The sequence below is a fragment of the Pseudomonas sp. CFII64 genome, from assembly GCF_000416235.1.
In the GTDB taxonomy this organism is placed as follows: domain Bacteria; phylum Pseudomonadota; class Gammaproteobacteria; order Pseudomonadales; family Pseudomonadaceae; genus Aquipseudomonas.
In genome coordinates this window covers 314,761-333,295 of the sequence record NZ_ATLO01000049.1, presented here as the reverse complement: position 1 = coordinate 333,295, position 18,535 = coordinate 314,761, and the positions used below count along the sequence as shown (strand labels likewise).

The following is an 18,535-nucleotide window of genomic DNA, read 5'->3' as shown; positions in this document are numbered from 1 at the left end:
AGAAATCAAATTCTGTTCAACCCACAGAGCGGCAAGCGTGTAGCTTCAGGCTTGCCGCTTGTGGCTGCAGTTACTGTGGATTGGCGCGGGTGCTGGAGAGCAACGATTTGAGCGTCGCAGCCTTGGGCTTGACCATCCAGAAGCGGCGCAGGTAATCGTCAAGGTTTTCCCAGACGTTACGGCCCCACTCGCTGTCGGTTTCCTCGACATACTCGGCCAGAACACGCTCCAGATGGCTGCGATAGGCTTCCATCGACTCGCCGCTGATGCGCTGGATTTCCACCAGTTCGTGGTTGACCCGGTCAACGAAGGTGTTGTCCAGGTCCAGCACGTAGGCGAAACCACCGGTCATCCCGGAGCCGAAGTTGTAGCCGGTCTTGCCCAGCACGCAGACGAAACCGCCGGTCATGTATTCGCAGCAGTGGTCGCCGGTGCCTTCGACGATGGTATGGGCACCGGAGTTGCGCACTGCGAAACGCTCACCCGCCGTACCGGCCGCGAACAGCTTGCCGCCGGTGGCGCCGTAGAGACAGGTATTGCCGATGATGGCGCTGTCCTGAGTCTTGAACGGGCTGCCTTTGGGCGGAACGATGACCAGTTTGCCAGCGGTCATGCCTTTGCCGACGTAGTCGTTGGCGTCGCCTTCCAGATACATGTTCAGGCCGCCCGCGTTCCACACGCCGAAGCTCTGCCCGGCCGTGCCTTTGAAGCGGAACGTGATCGGTGCCTTGTTCATGCCCTGGTTGCCGTGCAGCTTGGCGATTTCGCCGGAAATCCGCGCGCCGATGGACCGGTCGCAGTTGCAGATATCCATGGCGTACTCGCCGCCGCTCATGCTGACGATGGCCGGTTTGGCCAGCTCAACCATGCGTTCGGCCATCAGGCCTTTGTCGAACGGCGGATTGCGGTCCACCAGGCTGAACTGCGGTTTGTCAGCCGGAATGTGATCGCTGCCCAACAGCGGCGTCAGGTCCAGGTGCTGCTGCTTGGCGGTTTCGCCCGGCAGGATGTCGAGCAGATCGGTACGTCCGATCAGCTCTTCCAGGGAACGCACGCCCAGTTTGGCCAGCCACTCGCGGGTTTCTTCGGCCACGTAGGTGAAGAAGTTGATCACCATGTCGACGGTGCCGATGTAGTGATCCTTGCGCAGCTTTTCGTTCTGGGTCGCAACACCGGTGGCGCAGTTGTTCAGGTGGCAGATACGCAGGTATTTGCAGCCCAGGGCGATCATCGGCGCGGTACCGAAGCCGAAGCTTTCAGCGCCGAGAATGGCCGCCTTGATTACGTCGAGGCCGGTTTTCAGACCGCCGTCAGTCTGGACCCGAACCTTGCCGCGCAAGTCGTTGCCGCGCAGGGTCTGGTGAGTTTCGGCCAGGCCGAGTTCCCAAGGAGCGCCGGCGTATTTGATCGACGACAGTGGCGATGCGCCGGTGCCGCCGTCATAACCGGAAATGGTGATCAGGTCGGCATACGCCTTGGCGACGCCCGCGGCAATCGTACCGACGCCCGCTTCGGCCACCAGCTTGACCGAAACCAGCGCAGCCGGGTTGACCTGCTTGAGGTCGAAAATCAGCTGCGACAAGTCTTCGATGGAATAGATGTCGTGGTGCGGCGGTGGCGAAATCAGCGTCACGCCCGGCACTGCATAACGCAGCTTGGCGATCAGGCCGTTCACTTTCCCGCCCGGCAGTTGCCCGCCTTCACCCGGCTTGGCGCCTTGGGCAACCTTGATCTGCAACACATCGGCGTTGACCAGATACTCAGGCGTAACGCCAAAGCGACCGGTGGCGATCTGTTTGATCTTGGAACTGCGAATCGTGCCGTAACGGGCTGGATCTTCGCCGCCTTCACCGGAGTTCGAGCGCGCGCCCAGGCGGTTCATGGCTTCAGCCAGTGCTTCGTGAGCTTCCGGCGACAGCGCGCCCAGGGAAATACCGGCCGAGTCGAAGCGCTTGAGGATTTCGCTCAGCGGCTCGATGTCGTCGATGGACAACGGCGTTTCGAGGGTCCTGACCTGAAACAGGTCACGGATCATCGAAACCGGACGGTTATCCACCAGCGCGGTGTATTCCTTGAACTTGCTGTAGTCGCCTTGTTGCACGGCAGCTTGCAGGGTGCTGACCACGTCCGGATTGTAGGCGTGGTATTCACCGCCGAACACGAACTTGAGCAGACCACCTTGCTGGATCGGCTTGCGCGGGCTCCAGGCTTCGGCGGCCAGGGCTTTCTGCTCGGCTTCCAGATCGACGAAACGCGCGCCCTTGATGCGGCTCGGTACGCCACGGAAACTCAGGTCGCAGACCGCTTCGGACAGGCCGATGGCTTCGAACAGCTGCGCGCCACGGTACGAGGTGATGGTCGAAATACCCATCTTCGACAGGATCTTGAGCAGACCTTTGGTGATGCCTTTGCGGTAGTTCTTGAACACCTCGTAGAGGTCGCCCAGCACTTCACCGGTACGGATCAGGTCGCCCAGCACTTCGTAGGCCAGGAACGGATAGACCGCCGAGGCGCCGAAACCGATCAACACCGCGAAATGGTGCGGATCGCGGGCCGTTGCGGTTTCAACCAGGATGTTGCTGTCGCAGCGCAGGCCTTTTTCAGTCAGGCGGTGGTGCACAGCGCCTACAGCCAGCGAAGCGTGAGCCGGCAGTTTGCCCGGCGCGATATGACGGTCGGTCAGGACGATCTGGGTCCGACCGGCGCGCACGGCTTCTTCAGCCTGATCGGCGATGTTGCGCACCGCTGCTTCCAGGCCGATGTGCTCGTCGTAGTTGAGGTCGATGATCTGCCGCTCGAAACCCGGACGCTCCAGGGTCATCAGCGAACGCCACTTGGCCGGGGAAATGACCGGCGAGCTGAGGATCACGCGGGAAGCGTGCTCTGGCGATTCCTGGAAAATGTTGCGTTCGGCACCGAGGCAGATTTCCAGCGACATGACGATGGCTTCACGCAGCGGGTCGATCGGCGGGTTGGTGACCTGCGCGAACTGCTGGCGGAAATAGTCGTAAGGCGAACGCACACGATGCGACAGCACGGCCATTGGCGTGTCATCGCCCATGGAGCCGACCGCTTCCTGGCCTTGTTCGCCCAGCGGACGCAATACCTGGTCGCGCTCTTCGAAGGTGACCTGGTACATCTTCATGTACTGCTTGAGCTGATCGGCATTATAGAAAGCCGAACCGTGGTCGTTGTCTTCGATGGTCGCCTGGATACGCAAAGCATTCTTGCGCAGCCACTGTTTGTACGGATGACGCGACTTCAAGCGGTTGTCGATGGCGTCGGTGTCGAGGATCTGGCCGGTTTCGGTGTCCACGGCAAAGATCTGGCCCGGACCGACACGGCCCTTGGCGATGACGTCTTCGGGCTTGTAGTCCCACACGCCGATTTCCGACGCCAGGGTGATGTAGCCATTCTTGGTGGTGACCCAGCGCGCCGGGCGCAGACCGTTACGGTCGAGCAGGCAGACCGCGTGGCGACCTTCGGTCATCACGACGCCAGCCGGGCCGTCCCACGGTTCCATGTGCATGGAGTTGTACTCATAGAACGCCCGTAGATCGGGGTCCATGGTTTCAACGTTCTGCCACGCAGGCGGAATGATCATGCGCACGCCACGGAACAGGTCGATGCCGCCGGTGACCATCAGTTCGAGCATGTTGTCCATGCTCGACGAGTCGGAGCCGACGCGGTTGACCAGCGGGCCCAATTCGTCGAGGTCCGGCATCAGTTCGTTGGCGAACTTGGTGCGCCGGGCCTGAGCCCAGTTGCGGTTGCCGGTAATCGTGTTGATCTCGCCGTTGTGGGCGAGGAAGCGGAACGGCTGCGCCAACGGCCATTTCGGCAGGGTATTGGTCGAGAAACGCTGGTGAAACACGCAGATCGCGGTTTGCAGGCGCTCGTCGCTCAGGTCCGGGAAAAATGCCGTCAGGTCGCGCGGCATCATCAGACCTTTATAGATGATGGTCTTGTGGGAAAAGCTGCAGATGTAGTGATCGGTATCTTCAGCGTTGGCCACCGACGAACGGCGACGGGCGCTGAACAGCTTGATGGCCATTTCCTGATCGCTCAGGCCTTCACCACCGATGAACACCTGCTCGATTTTCGGCAACCGCTCCAGCGCCAGACGACCCAGCACGCTGGTGTCGATAGGCACCTGACGCCAGCCGATCAACGTCAGGCCGGCAGCCAGGATTTCGCGATTCATGTTCTCGCGGGCCGCTTCAGCCTTGGCGTCGTCCTGATTGAGGAACACCATACCCACGCAATATTGCCCCGGCAGCTCGTTACCAAAGTGCTCTTTGGCAATGGCGCGCAGGAATGCATCTGGCTTCTGAATCAACAGCCCGCAGCCGTCGCCGGTCTTGCCGTCAGCGTTGATCCCACCACGGTGGGTCATGCAGGTCAGGGCCTGGATGGCCGTCTGCAACAGGTGATGACTGGGCTCGCCTTGCATATGGGCGATCAGGCCAAAACCACAGTTATCCTTGAATTCATCTGGATGGTACAGACCTGCTTTCATAGACGCTTTCTCACCAGGCTGCCTCTATTCGAGGCAAATTTCTTTTCAATTCAACCAGTTACCTCTCGCGCTGAACGTACGTCAGCTTAGCGGGGGCAAAAGGGAGGTCATTGTACACACCGACCGAAGGCGTCACAAATTTAACGACGAACAGTCGTAAATTCGTGTCGCATTTATGAAGGTTTATAGCGAGATGGTGTGCTAGTCAAAATCTTTTTTGCGAGATTGACCGAGGCTCCCTGAAAACACGATGCGCCTGCAACGCAGACAGCACAAGGCGCGCTGCCAACTGGCAGCACGCTCAAGCGTTAAAACAGGGTTGCTGGGTGAGCGGCCTGGATAAAGCCGCTGCGACTTCAGCGAGTTGCGCCGAGCTCCTGTTGGATGCTGGCGACAGTACGAGGCCAAGGTTTACCAGCCTGAACCTTGGCTGGCAATACCTTGATGGCTGCCAGGGCGGCAGCACGGTCAGAAAAGTTACCGTAAGTGATCACATACAGCGGCTTGCCCTGCAGGGTTTTCTTGAAGTAGCGGTACTCGCCACCTTGCTCGGCCACGAAAGCCTGAGCGGTGGCTTCGGAGCTGGTACCCAGAATCTGCACGACGTAATGGCCTGGAGCCTGGCCGCTATACCAACTGCCGCCGGCAGCCGGTTTTGCAGCCGCAGCGGCGGGCGCCGGCGCTGCAGGTTTGGCTGCGGGCTTGGCCGTGGCGACCTGCACCGGCGGCGGCGTTGGCACGGCCGCTGGCTTGGCTACCGGAGCGGCTGGCTTAGGCACAGCAGCCGCAGCTGCCGGAGGCGGGGCGATGGAAGATCGCGGTGTAGCACCCGCCGCTACGCCAGCAGGTGGCGCGGTGGTGGTAACCGTTGGCGGCTGTGCAGCAGACGAAACCGGCACGCCGTCATCGTCGCCATCACCGGAACCCGCCGCTTCGGCCAGCGGACCGCGCATGACCGGCTGCGAGTTTCCGCCCAGCGGTAACGGCACTGGCTGTGAATTACCGGCGAATTCGATAGCCGGAGCGCCATTGTTCGATTGCTGAGTCGTTGGCGTGCCCTGCCCAAGAGGCAATTGCGCCTGGGCATTGGCAGGCGCGTTGGCTGGCGCTGTGGTGTTGTTGCCGCGGCCGGGAATCAGCACTGCTGCCAGAACCCCCACCACAACCACCGCACCCAGAGCCAATACGTGTTTCTTCGGCATTTTGAACCCCATACTTGGACGCTTGACCGCAGTACGACTGGCGATCATCGCTTCAATCATTGAATCTCGAGCCACCTGGTTAATAGCACCTGGCCAACCATTGGAATGCTCGTGAATGTCGGTAATCTGCTCGGCCGTGAACAGCTGGATGCCTTGTCCCGCACCGTCCAGCCGCTGCGCCAGGTATTCCCGGGTTTCGTCTTCGGTGTAAGGCTCAAGCTCGATGACGTGAAAGCGCTCACCCTCGACTTCAGACTCGGCACACAGCTGTTCCAGACGATCGATCAGCGAGGCTTCGCCAAACAGGAACACATGCGGACGACCTTCCGGCGTACCCGCCGCCAGACCCAGCAATGCTTCGAGTGCGGATTCGCCCAGTTGTTCGGCATCGTCCACCAACAAATAGACTTCCTGGCCGGTCAGCGCCAATTGCACGACCTGGGCAAGGATGGCGCGCATCTCGGCCTGAGCGACACTGAGCGCTTGCGCAACCTGACGCAAAACCCCGGCCGCATCGCTGGCGCCACGCGCCGAAACCACGACGCTCTGCACCGATTGCTTGTTGGTACTTGCCACCAATGCCTGACGCAGCAAGGTCTTGCCGCTGCCTTGAGGACCGGTAACCGCCAGCAGCAACTGGCTGTAACGGGCCAGATGATGGAGCTGACCCAGTACAGGCTTGCGCTGGGCAGGGAAAAACTTGAAGCCAGGCACCCGCGTTGCAAAGGGGTCATGACTCAACTGGTAATGGCCGAGGAAGGCCTCGTCCGCGTGCAAACTAGTCATGGATTTTTCGTTAACCTCTAAGCTGATCCACGAGAGCGCGGTAATCCGCAACCAGCGTGGCCTGTAATACTTCTTTCGGATATTCGTCGGTGATCACCGCTTCGCCGATCCGGCTCAGCAACACCAGACGCAGGCGACCGTCGATCACCTTTTTGTCGATTGCCATATGTTCGAGGAAATTGTCTTCGGTCATGTCTTCTGGCGGCACCACCGGCAAACCGGCGCGCTGGAACAGGCGAATGCCACGATCACGCTCCTCGGTGCTGATCCAGCCCAGGCGCGAGGACATTTCCAGCGCCATGACCGTGCCCGCCGCAACCGCTTCACCGTGCAGCCAGACGCCGTAGCCCATATGGGTTTCAATGGCGTGGCCGAACGTATGGCCGAGATTAAGCGTAGCGCGCACACCCGACTCACGCTCATCGGCGCCGACCACCAGCGCCTTGGCGGCGCATGAACGTTCGATGGCGATGGTCAGCGCGGCCTGATCCAGCCCGCGCAGGCGATCAACGTTTTCTTCGAGCCAGGTCAGAAACGGCTCATCGCAGATCAAGCCGTATTTGATGACTTCCGCCAGGCCCGCCGACAGCTCGCGCTCCGGCAAGGTATTGAGCGTCGTCGTATCGATCAGGACCACGCCCGGCTGATAAAACGCGCCGACCATGTTTTTGCCCAACGGATGGTTGATGCCGGTCTTGCCGCCCACCGATGAGTCCACCTGGGACAGCAGCGTGGTCGGGATCTGGATGAAATTGACGCCGCGCTGGTAGCACGCAGCAGCAAAGCCAGCCATGTCGCCGATCACACCGCCGCCCAGCGCGATAACCGTCGTACGACGATCATGGCGGGCAGTGAGCAGCGCGTCGAAAATGGTTTGCAGGGTTTCCCAATTCTTGAAGGCTTCGCCATCGGGAAGCACGACCGGCAGCACGTTATAGCCGGCCAGGGTGCGCGTCAGTCGCTCAAGGTAAAGCGGCGCGACGGTGGCATTGGAAACAATCGCGACCTGCCTGCCGACGATATGCGGCGCCAGCAATTCAGGGCGATCCAGCAATCCTTCGCCAATGTGAATCGGGTAGCTCCGATCGCCAAGCTCGACCTTAAGTGTCTGCATGTGTCCCCACATTGATTACCGAATGGGTGTTCGCGCACGCATCTTGGCGTCCGCGTAAAAAATGGCTTAATGCCATGTCACGACCCTGCTTTTTATGGTCGCCGAGGATAGCGCATTTCCGTCTGCGCTTTAACGGGGAGGAAGCTCTGCCAAGCGCGCCAGGATGTCAATCACCACCATTCGCGGCGGCCGCTCGTCGGTTTCAATCACCACGTCGGCGATTTCCCGGTACAGCGGATCACGGATCGCCAGCAGATCGCGCAGCACTTGGGCTGGATTGCCGGTGCGCAGCAAAGGACGATTGCGATCACGCGCCGTGCGTCCGACCTGCTGTTCGACCGACGCGTGCAGATACACCACACGCCCACCGGCATGCAGCGCCTGACGGTTTTCGCTGCGCATGACTGCACCGCCGCCTGTCGCCAGGACGATGCCGTCACTGTCGCAGAGTTCGGCAATCATCGCCTGCTCGCGGTCGCGAAAGCCGGGCTCGCCTTCCTTGTCGAAAATCCAGGGAATATTCGCCCCAGTCCGCAGTTCAATTTCCTTGTCGGAATCCTTGAACGGCAGCCTCAGCTCTTTAGCCAGCAAACGACCGATGGTGCTTTTGCCAGCCCCCATCGGTCCTACAAGAATTAAATTTCGCACAGAATCAACGACTCACCGCAATCGCCTGGTTGTTCATGATACGCGGAGTGAGAAACACCAACAGCTCGGTTTTGTCCTCTGAAACCACATCGCGCCGGAAAAGGCGGCCAAGATACGGCACATCGCCAAGAAATGGCACCTTGTCGACGGTTTTACTTTGCGTGTTGGAGAACACTCCGCCGATCACGATGGTCTCGCCATCGGAAACCAGCACCTTGGCGTTGACCTCGTTTTTCTTGATCGGCGGCACACCATTGACCATGTTCAGATAATCCGGCTCATCCTTGGTCACCTTGACCTCCATGATGATGCGGTTATCCGGAGTGATCTGCGGGGTCACTTCCAGAGACAGCGAAGCCTCCTTGAACGATACCGAGGTCGCGCCGCTGGAGCTGGATTCCTGATACGGGATTTCCGTACCTTTGAGGATTTTCGCGGTTTCCTTGTCGGAGGTGACCACTTTCGGTTGAGAGACAATCTCGCCGTTACCGGTCTTCTCCATGGCACTCAGTTCCAGGTCAAGCGTGGTGTTGTCAGTCAGGAACGAGATGCCGATGCCGGAAGTGGCGCCGGCAGCGCCGAGGTCAACATAAGGTGCGCTGGTGCTTTGGCCGGTCAACGTCGTCGGCTGGGCAGTCCCGCCGCCCGCGGTGAAGTTGCCGTTGGTGCTCGAACCGCCCCAGCGCACGCCCAGCGCCTTGTCGTAACCGACCGTCGCTTCGACGATGCGCGCTTCGATCATCACCTGACGCACCGGGATGTCCAGCTGCGAAACGATGCGGCGCAGTTCGTCGAGGCGATCCTGAGTCTGGTAGGCAATGATGTTGTTGGTGCGATCATCGACCGTGATCGAGCCGCGCTCCTGCTGACCGTCTTCGGCGTTACCTTCCTGCTTCGTTACAGACTTGAAAAGTTCCGCGATGTCTTTAGCCTTTGCGTAATTCACCTGCATCAGCTCTCGACGCAGCGGCGCTAGCTCAGATACATGTTTTGCAGACTCCATCTCCTGCAATTCGCGCGCAGATATTTCCGCAGCGGGGGCAATCATCAAGACGTTGCCAATGAGGCGTTTATCCAGGCTTTTGGTTCTCAAGACCAGGTCGAGTGCTTGATCCCATGGAACGTTCTGCAACCGCAACGTGATATTTCCTTCAACCGTGTCACTGGCCACCAGATTGAGGCTGGTGAAATCCGCGATCAGTTGCAGCACCGAGCGCACGTCGATGTCCTGAAAGTTAAGCGACAGCTTCTCGCCGGTGTAGACCGGTTTTTCCGCATTGCGGCGATCCAGGTCTTCGTGGGTCAACGGCCGCACGCTGATGGTCAGTTTGTTTTCGGTCTGGTACGCCGAATAGTCGAATGCGCCGGAAGGCTCGATGCTGATGCTGGCCTTGTCACCGGAAGCACTGGCATTGATGAACTGCACTGGAGTCGCGAAGTCTTTGACGTCCAGGCGCACACGGAGTCGTTCCGGTAGCTGGGTCTTGGGGAAATCGACGCGAATCTTGCCGCCCTGCTCCTGGATATCCGGGGCGATGCTTGGATCGGTCAGTTCGATGACCACATTGCCTTCACCCAGCTCGCCGCGCTGGAAATCGACATTCTTCACTGCCTTGCCCACCGGCACGTAAGGCTTTGGTGCAGGAGGCGGGACCGCTACGCGCGTCGCGCCCTGGGCGCTGGAAGGTTGCGATGCCTGGGCAGCCGCCGCGCCCTGACCAATGACGACGAACAGCTTGTTGCCTTCGACCCGCGAACTGTAAGGGGCCAGCGCCGTCAGGTTAATGATGACGCGCGTGCGATCCTTGGTTTCGATGACCACCACGCTGCGCGCGTTGCCGGTACCCAGATCATGGGTCTTGGTTGCCAGCTGACTGGTCACGCCCGGCAGATCCAGGGCGATACGTGCCGGCTGCTCGGTGGTGTAGCCGCGCGGGGCAGGAACGGGAGCGTCGAACGTCAGCTTGAGCTCGACCCGGTCACCCGGCAGCGCAGCGACATCCAGCGTTTTGAGGTTGGCAGCCTGGACAATCGGCGACGTCATCGCAATCCATAGCGACACGCCGATAATCGAGAGAATCCTAGTCATGTTCAATTTCCGTCCTGCTGACACGAGGGTCTGTTGCGTGCTTGGCTTGGCCCATTTCATGAGCGTTCTTTCAGGGAAATACTGCGCGGCCTTTCCAACCATGCCCCCTCTCCATCAGGAACTATTTCAATGACATCGACTTGTGCTTCGTTGATCGAGATGATCCGGCCATTGTTGCGTCCCAGGTAATCCCCGACTTTTACGCGGTGTACACCGCCAGCGCCCTTGAGCAGGGCGAAGGTACCGGAATCGTTGGCCATGGTGCCGACCATATCGAACGACTCGATATTGAATCCTTCGAGAAACTGCCGAGGACGTGCGTCATCGGGCTTGACCAGACGCGAGCCTTTCGGGCGGTTGATCATATCGATCTTGATCGGCGGCTGAAACGGACTGCGCAGGTTCGCCGCGTTGTAGGTGAAGGCTTCGTAAGGACGAAACTTGGGCAACGGTTCGATAGTGCCCGAAGGCCGTGCGCGGGCCTCGTCCATGAAGGCGCTGAGGTCGGTGAAGGCGCTGTCTCCCTCACAACCGGCCAGGCTCATCAGCACGATGCCGATGGACAACAGTCGCGGCGCCCTCATTTCTTCAGCCCTTGATCGTTATAGCGGTAGGTCTTGGCCAGAATGCTCATGCGCAACATGGTCGGGCTCTTGGGGTCCATCGGCTTGATGTCGAAATCATGCAAGGTGACGATACGCGGCAGGCTGGCGACGCCACTGACGAACGTCGCCAGATCGTGATACGCGCCGACCACGGTGATTTGTATCGGCAGTTCGATGTAAAACTGCTGGGCCTCTTCGGGCAGCAATTTGATTTCCTCGAACTCCAGCCCGCTGCCCAAGCCGGTACGGGTGATGTCCTCAAGCAGCCCCGGCACCTCGGTGTCACTTGGCAGCTGACGCAGCAAGGCGCCGAAGGTGTTTTCCATCTCGGTCATCTGGGTCTTGTAAGGCACCAGGTTCGCGGCCTGGAACGCCTTGGTGGTGAACTGCTCCTTGAGCGTGGCCTCCTGGGCGCGCGCGCCATCAAGCTGGACTTCCAGGTCCTGAATGAAAAAGAAGTAACCCAAAGCCAGCACCAGAACCAGCAGCAACACGCCCGCGATGCCCTTGACCGCAGCAGGCCACGAACCGAGGTTATTCAGGTCCAGCTCACTGATGTCGATCCGCCGCAGCCCTTCCAGGGATTCCGAAAGATTCATGGCTTGGCTCCTTCAATCGCCGGCTGGGTCTGGCGTACCGTCAACTGGAAGGAATTGGCCCGATCCGTCGCGTTGTCGGCGTTGGCCTTGACCTCGTTGAGCACCGGCGCTTCCAGCCAGTCGGACGCATCAAGGTTGCGCATCAGGTCCGAAACACGGTTGTTGGATTCGGCCGCGCCGTTGATGCTGATTAACTTGTCGGTCATTTTCACTTCAGAGAAATACACGCCATCAGGCAACGTGCGCGCCATCTGATCGAAGATTCGCCCAATGATCGGGCGGTTGCCCTGCAAGTCCTGAATGATCTTCATGCGTTCCAGCAGCTGTTTGCGGCGCGCGCGCAGTTCGCTGATTTCCTTGATGCGCTCGTCCAGCTGGACGATTTCCTTCTGGATAAAGGCATTGCGCGCGAGCTGGTGAGTCACGGCATTGCTGACGTACTGATCGACCAGCAGCAGCGTACCGACCGCCGCGACCAGCACACCGGCCAATGCGGTCAGGAAGCGTTTCTTGCGCTCTTCGCGAAGCTGTTCGCGCCAGGGGAGAAGGTTGATCCGGGCCATTAGTCGAAACTCCTCAGGGCCAGACCGCAGGCGATCATCAGGGCGGGCGCATCGCTGGCCAGAGCGCCCGCGTTGACCTTGGCGCTCAGGGCCATGTCGGCGAACGGGTTGGCCACCAGCGTCGGCGTGCCGATGCGCTGCTGAATCAGATGGTCGAGGCCGGCGATCGAGGCCGTGCCGCCCGCCAGCATGATGTAGTCCACCGAGTTGTATTGCCCGGCAGCAAAGAAGAACTGCAGCGAACGCGTCACCTGTTGAACCACGGCATCCTTGAACGGCTGCAACACCTCGGCGTTGTAATCGTCGGGCAGACCGCCCTGCTTCTTCGCCAGCCCGGCCTCTTCCATCGAGAGGCCGTAGCGACGCTGAATTTCCTCAGTGAGCTGGCGCCCGCCGAACAGCTGTTCGCGGGTATAGATGATGCGGCCGTTGTGCAGCACGCTCAGGGTGGTCATGGTTGCGCCGATATCGACGACAGCGACGGTCAGCTGATCGTGGCCGTTGCCCAGTTGCGCCGACAGCAGACCGAAGGCGCGCTCCAGCGCGTAGGCCTCGACATCCACGACCTTGGCATTCAGCCCGGCCAGCGCCAGCGCAGCTTCGCGGACTTCGACGTTTTCCTTGCGGCAGGCGGCAAGCAGCACTTCGACACGCTCGGGATTGCGCACCGAATAGCCCTGGACTTCAAAATCGATGGCGACTTCTTCAAGCGGATAAGGGATGTATTGATCAGCTTCGAGCTTGAGCTGGTTTTCCATGTCGTCGTCGGACAGACCGGCGTCCATCTCGATGGTCTTGGTGATCACGGCCGATCCGGCTACCGCAACGGCGACGCCTTTGACGTTGGTCTTGGCCTTGATCAGCACGCGTGACAACGCATTGCCGACACCTTCGAGTTCGGCAATATTTTTCTCGACCACGGCATTGGCCGGGAGCGGTTCAACCGCGTAAGACTCGACCTTGTACCGGGTGCCGGAACGACTCAACTCAAGGAGTTTTACCGAGGTGGAGCTTATATCGATCCCTAGAAGGGTATTGGCCTTCTTACTGAAGAGTTCGAACACAACCTAATTCCTATGAGTTTCCGTCACTTACGGATAATTTTCTGTGCAAAGCCACTGTCGGCAGTCTTGACAGTAGCGCAAATAACGCTCGGGGACGAAAAATGCTTATAATGCCCAGCGTTTTTTTCGTTTAACCAAGCTTCAAGGCGTGTTCAATTGTAACGGCCTACGCTTAACCCATTCTTTTTTCTGGAAATCCAAAAGCCTTGATACGCCTGCTGAAGTTTTTCTGGTGGTCTCTCGTCGCTATATTCTGCGGGCTGTTGCTCGGTTTGAGCGGTGCATTCCTTTATTTGAGCCCAAGCCTGCCCTCGGTAGACGCGCTGCGCAGTATCCAACTGCAAATCCCGCTCCGTGTATACAGCAGCGACGGCAAATTGATTGCTGAATTTGGCGAAATGCGCCGCACTCCAATCCGTTTCGCCGAAATACCGCCCAGCTTCATCAATGCCCTGCTGTCCGCCGAGGATGACAACTTCGCCAATCACTACGGCGTCGACCCTGGCAGCCTGATGCGTGCCGCTTCACAACTGGTGAAGAGCGGCCACATTCAATCAGGCGGCAGTACCATCACCATGCAGGTGGCGAAAAACTATTTCCTGACCAGCGAACGCAGTTTCTCGCGCAAAACCACCGAGATACTTCTGGCCCTGCAAATTGAGCGCCAACTTACCAAGGATGAAATCCTTGAGCTCTACGTCAACAAAATCTACCTGGGCAACCGCGCCTACGGGATCGAGGCGGCCGCGCAGGTGTATTACGGCAAATCCATCCGCGACGTAACTCTGGCGCAGATGGCGATGATCGCCGGCCTGCCCAAGGCACCTTCGCGCTTCAACCCGCTGGCCAACCCGGTTCGCGCCAAAGAACGTCGCGACTGGATCCTGGGCCGCATGTTCAAGCTCGGCAAGATCGACCAGAACGCTTATCAGACCGCGCTCAACGAGCCAATCAACGCCAGCTATCACGTACCGACGCCTGAAGTTAACGCGCCGTACATCGCCGAAATGGCCCGCGCCGAGATGGTCGGCCGTTACGGCAGCGAAGCCTATACCGAAGGCTTCCGCGTCACTACTACAGTTCCAAGCGACCTTCAGGAACACGCCAACAAGGCGGTTCAGGACGGCTTGATCGATTACGACCAGCGCCACGGTTATCGTGGCCCTGAAAGCCGCTTCCCGGCCATGACTCGCGAGGCCTGGGCGCAGGAACTGATAAAACAGCGCACCATCAGCACCCTTGAGCCGGCCATCGTGACTCAGGTCGACAAGACCGGCCTGCGCGTGCTGACCCGCAATGGCGAACAGGAAGAAACCGTTGAGTGGGCCACCATGAAATGGGCGCGGCCTTATCTGAACACCAACAGTCTGGGCGCAAATCCAAAGCAACCAGCTGACGTAGCTCATGTTGGTGATCTGGTGCGCCTGCAACGCCAGGAAAATGGCTCGCTGAAATTCAGCCAGATTCCTGTGGCGCAAAGCGCGCTGGTTTCCCTTGATCCGCAAAACGGCGCGATCCGGGCCCTGGTGGGTGGTTTTGCCTTTGAGCAGAGCAACTACAACCGTGCCATGCAGGCCAAGCGCCAACCGGGTTCGAGCTTCAAGCCCTTCCTTTATAGCGCGGCACTGGACAACGGTTACACCGCATCGAGCCTGGTGAACGACGCACCGATCGTGTTCGTCGACGAATACCTGGATAAAGTCTGGCGTCCGAAGAACGACACCGGCACCTTCCTCGGCCCGATCCGCCTGCGCGAAGCGTTGTACAAGTCTCGCAACCTGGTTTCGATTCGCCTGCTGCAACAACTGGGCATCGACACCGCGATCAACTACATCACCCGTTTCGGTTTCAACAAGGACGACTTGCCGCGCAACCTGTCTCTGGCGCTGGGTACTGCAACGCTGACGCCGATGGAAATCGTCAGCGGCTGGAGTGCGTTCGCCAACGGCGGATACAAAGTCAGCCCGTACCTGATCCAGAAAATCGAAAGCCGCGACGGTGCCACGCTGTTCGAGGCCAACCCGCCAACCGTGCCCGCCGTCGACAGCAAGATCGCCCCGGACACCAAAGTGGTTGCCGTCGCCAACGGCCCGGCGCTCGTGACCTCCTCGACCGAAGGCCCGCCACCGGCGACACCGCCGGTCGATCCGAAAGCCCCGGCCGTGGCCGAACGGATTGTCGATGGCCGTACCACCTACATCCTCAACAGCATGTTGCAGGACGTGATCAAGCGCGGCACAGGTCGTCGCGCCCTGGCGATGAATCGTCCGGACATCGCGGGCAAGACCGGTACCACCAACGAATCCAAGGATGCCTGGTTCACCGGCTATAACGCCGATTACGTGACCACCGTCTGGACCGGCTTCGACCAACCGGAAAGCCTGGGACGTCATGAATTTGGCGGTACCGTGGCGCTGCCGATCTGGATGACCTACATGAGCGCCGCGTTGAAAGACAAGCCGCCGCATGTTCAGGCCGAGCCGGATGGCATCCTCAGTCTGCGCGTCGACCCGATCAGCGGCCGCGCGGCTTCGCCAAGCACGCCGAATGCGTTCTTCGAGATGTTCAAGAGCGAAGACACGCCGCCAAGCGTCAACGAACTGGGCGGCGGCAGCGCACCGGGCAGCCCGCTGCCAGCGGACGAGTCGGCGCCGATTGATTTGTTCTGAACCGAGAACCGTAGGACTGGCTTTAGCCTGGAGGGCTGCACTCCTGACACAACTTGTGCATAGGATGCACCGGCCTCTTCCCGGCTAAAGCCGGCCCCACAAATGGAGGTCACAAAAAAACCCTGCATCGCTGCAGGGTTTTTTGTGTTTCCGAATCAGCGTTTAGCCGTTAAACACGTCATCAACACTGGTCAGCGGGTAGTGCTTTGGATACGGCAGGGTGGCAACGCCGCTTTCGATGGCAGCCTTGGCCACTGCGTCGGCGATCAGGCCGAGCAGGCGGGTGTCCATTGGCTTCGGGATGATGTACTCACGACCGAATTCCAGCTTGATACCGCCGTAGGCGTCACACACTTCCTGCGGTACAGGCAGCTTGGCCAGTTCACGCAAGGCATTGGCCGCAGCGATTTTCATTTCTTCGTTGATGCGCTTGGCGCGAACGTCCAGAGCACCACGGAAGATGAACGGGAAGCCCAGCACGTTGTTGACCTGGTTCGGGTAATCCGAACGGCCGGTCGCCATGATCACGTCGTCGCGGGTAGCGTGGGCCAGTTCCGGGGCGATTTCCGGGTCCGGGTTCGAGCAGGCGAACACGATTGGATCCTTGGCCATCAGCTTGAGGTTTTCAGCACTCAGCAGATTCGGGCCGGACAGACCGACGAACACATCAGCGCCGTCGAGGGCGTCGGACAGCGTGCGCTTTTCAGTGGCGTGGGCGAACACCGCCTTGTATTGGTTCAGGTCAGTACGCTCGGCGTGGATCACACCGGTGCGGTCAACCATGAAGATGTTTTCGATTTTCGCGCCCATGCTCACCAGCAACTTCATGCAGGAGATGGCCGCAGCGCCAGCGCCCAGGCAGACGATCTTGGCGTCTTCCAGGCGCTTGCCGACGATTTCCAGGGCGTTGATCATGCCGGCCGCCGTCACAATCGCGGTGCCGTGCTGGTCATCGTGGAAAACCGGGATGTCGCATTGTTCGATCAGTGCTTTCTCGATCTCAAAGCATTCTGGCGCCTTGATGTCTTCGAGGTTGATGCCGCCGAAGGTGATGGAGATGCGTTTAACGGTATCGATGAAGGCTTGCGGGCTTTCCGAGTCGACTTCGATGTCGAACACGTCAATGCCGGCGAAACGCTTGAACAGAACGCCCTTGCCTTCCATCACTGGCTTGGAAGCCAGTGGGCCCAGGTTACCCAGACCGAGAATGGCGGTGCCATCGGAAATGACTGCTACCAAGTTGCCCTTGCCCGTGTATTTGTAGGCCAGCTCGGGATCACGGGCGATTTCACGCACCGGCTCAGCGACGCCAGGGCTGTAAGCCAGGGCCAGGTCACGAGCGGTTGCGGTTGGCTTGGTGAGTTCGACGCTCAGTTTCCCTGGACGCGGGTTGGCGTGATATTCGAGCGCGGCAGTTTTCAAATCAGACATGTGGGCATTCCGCTTTTTTTACTGTGGGACAGACGGACCGCCGAGGATACGCAAGATGCAAAGTCCTAACAAGACTGGCCGGTCACTACTGTCAAGGGGCGAGGATTACGACTTTACGCTTAAATAGGAGCCAACTTGTACGCCGGAGATTCGTTGGAGCTACAGGCCAAGCATCGCCGGATGGGTAATCGGCATCATCCAGCGCGACTGCCCTGAAGCCAGGCCGCCACCTCGTGCGCGATCTATGATCCAGCCACGAGCTTCGATCTGCTGGCCTTTCATGCGGCGAACTGCCGCAACGTCGAATTGTTTCAAAAGGTCAGGCGCGATGCGCAGCACCAATTCGCCCTGCAGCTCGATCCACAGGCCGCCACCGTTTTGCTGCACATCGATGACTTGCCCCGCGACCACCGCGAAGCCGCCTTTATCGATCTGCTGCGCGGCCTGCACTGGAGAATTACGCCACAGCCCAAGCCGACTCTGCCGCGCAATGCGCTCGGCGGCCTGCTGACAACCCACCAACGCCACATTGGGCGCGACCGCCACCAGATAACCCAGGCCTTCGCTGAGCAACTGCGCTTCAAGATTGGCGCCGTTGCGCCCGTAGACATTGGCCAGCGTCCGGCCGTAACGGTCTTTGCCCTGCTCGCCCACTTGCAGGCTGATCCGGCCGTCATTTTCCGCGACCAACGCTTGCAACCGGCGCTTGGCGACTTCGGCGAATGGCTCGGCGGACTGGCCTTGCTTGCCGGTCTCCGGCGTATTCAAGCCGATCATGCGTACGCTGCGACCATCGGTCAGGCGCACCGTGTCGCCATCGACCACGCGCTCAACCTGATAAACCGGCAGGGAAGCGGGCGCCGGGCACAGCGCCTGGGCGCTGGACAGCCAAATCGCAGACATAAAAAAGGCGCCCGCGAGGGACGCCTTTTTAAGCAGCCTGGAGAAATCCATTGGAGATCCCAGAACGGCCAACCTTACTCTGCAGCAGCAGGAGCTTTGGTTGCGCCGAAAGCACCGAAGCGCGACTTGAACTTGTCAACACGACCGCCGACGTCAAGAGTCTTCTGCTTACCGGTGTAGAACGGGTGGCATTCGTTGCACACGTCCAGGCTCAGCGGCTTGGCAAGTGTGGAGCGAGTTTTGATGACATTGCCGCAGCTGCAAGTAGCGTCAATGGCTTCGTAAACTGGATGGATATCAGCTTTCATCGGTACTTCCTCGGGCTAGCGTGCCGCCATCCAAC

General features: G+C 59.6%; 13 protein-coding genes. 1 reads left to right on the top strand and 12 read right to left on the bottom strand.

From position 1 onward, the window contains the following. Positions 1-70 precede the first annotated feature (70 nt). The 9 genes from gltB to CFII64_RS24410 form a co-directional block, all read right to left on the bottom strand. The gene (gene gltB / locus CFII64_RS24450) at positions 71-4,519 is read right to left on the bottom strand and encodes a glutamate synthase large subunit (protein WP_020293545.1); all 4,449 of its coding nucleotides are present in this window, start codon (positions 4,517-4,519) and stop codon (positions 71-73) included. Positions 4,520-4,875: 356 nt separating this feature from the next. Next, on the bottom strand, positions 4,876-6,507 hold the full coding sequence (locus tag CFII64_RS24445) for an AAA family ATPase (RefSeq protein ID WP_020293544.1): 1,632 nt from the start codon (positions 6,505-6,507) through the stop codon (positions 4,876-4,878). A gap of 10 nt (positions 6,508-6,517) precedes the next feature. Continuing rightward, the gene (gene aroB / locus CFII64_RS24440; RefSeq protein WP_020293543.1) at positions 6,518-7,621 is read right to left on the bottom strand and encodes a 3-dehydroquinate synthase; all 1,104 of its coding nucleotides are present in this window, start codon (positions 7,619-7,621) and stop codon (positions 6,518-6,520) included. 129 nt (positions 7,622-7,750) lie between these two features. Continuing rightward, positions 7,751-8,269 carry a shikimate kinase AroK gene (gene aroK / locus CFII64_RS24435; RefSeq protein WP_044901649.1) on the bottom strand — a complete coding sequence of 173 codons (519 nt, stop codon included), beginning with the start codon at positions 8,267-8,269 and terminating at the stop codon, positions 7,751-7,753. A 4-nt stretch (positions 8,270-8,273) separates the two neighbouring features. Continuing rightward, positions 8,274-10,358 (bottom strand): type IV pilus secretin PilQ, encoded by a 2,085-nt coding sequence (gene pilQ / locus CFII64_RS24430; RefSeq protein WP_020293541.1) that lies wholly within the window; start codon positions 10,356-10,358, stop codon positions 8,274-8,276. A 56-nt stretch (positions 10,359-10,414) separates the two neighbouring features. Next, positions 10,415-10,942, bottom strand: coding sequence for a pilus assembly protein PilP (locus CFII64_RS24425; RefSeq protein WP_020293540.1), 528 nt, complete (start codon positions 10,940-10,942; stop codon positions 10,415-10,417). Further along, on the bottom strand, positions 10,939-11,562 hold the full coding sequence (gene pilO, locus CFII64_RS24420) for a type 4a pilus biogenesis protein PilO (protein WP_020293539.1): 624 nt from the start codon (positions 11,560-11,562) through the stop codon (positions 10,939-10,941). The genes CFII64_RS24425 and pilO overlap by 4 nt, the downstream gene beginning before the upstream one ends. Beyond that, the gene (locus CFII64_RS24415) at positions 11,559-12,125 is read right to left on the bottom strand and encodes a PilN domain-containing protein (RefSeq protein ID WP_020293538.1); all 567 of its coding nucleotides are present in this window, start codon (positions 12,123-12,125) and stop codon (positions 11,559-11,561) included. Before CFII64_RS24415 ends, pilO begins: the two co-directional genes overlap by 4 nt. Next, complete coding sequence (locus tag CFII64_RS24410) at positions 12,125-13,189, bottom strand: pilus assembly protein PilM (RefSeq protein ID WP_020293537.1); 1,065 nt, start codon at positions 13,187-13,189, stop codon at positions 12,125-12,127. Before CFII64_RS24410 ends, CFII64_RS24415 begins: the two co-directional genes overlap by 1 nt. A gap of 209 nt (positions 13,190-13,398) precedes the next feature. Between CFII64_RS24410 and CFII64_RS24405 the strand changes: the two genes are divergently transcribed. Then, positions 13,399-15,858 carry a penicillin-binding protein 1A gene (locus CFII64_RS24405; RefSeq protein ID WP_371106468.1) on the top strand — a complete coding sequence of 820 codons (2,460 nt, stop codon included), beginning with the start codon at positions 13,399-13,401 and terminating at the stop codon, positions 15,856-15,858. A gap of 162 nt (positions 15,859-16,020) precedes the next feature. Here the strand turns inward: CFII64_RS24405 and CFII64_RS24400 are convergent, their stop codons facing one another. The 3 genes from CFII64_RS24400 to rpmE form a co-directional block, all read right to left on the bottom strand. Continuing rightward, entirely contained in the window at positions 16,021-17,289 is a 1,269-nt protein-coding gene (locus tag CFII64_RS24400) for a malic enzyme-like NAD(P)-binding protein (RefSeq protein WP_020293535.1), read from the bottom strand. 159 nt (positions 17,290-17,448) lie between these two features. Beyond that, entirely contained in the window at positions 17,449-18,243 is a 795-nt protein-coding gene (locus CFII64_RS24395; RefSeq protein WP_020293534.1) for a thermonuclease family protein, read from the bottom strand. A gap of 23 nt (positions 18,244-18,266) precedes the next feature. Further along, a complete protein-coding gene (gene rpmE / locus CFII64_RS24390; protein ID WP_020293533.1) occupies positions 18,267-18,500 on the bottom strand; it encodes a 50S ribosomal protein L31 in 234 nt (77 codons plus the stop codon). Positions 18,501-18,535 lie beyond the last annotated feature (35 nt).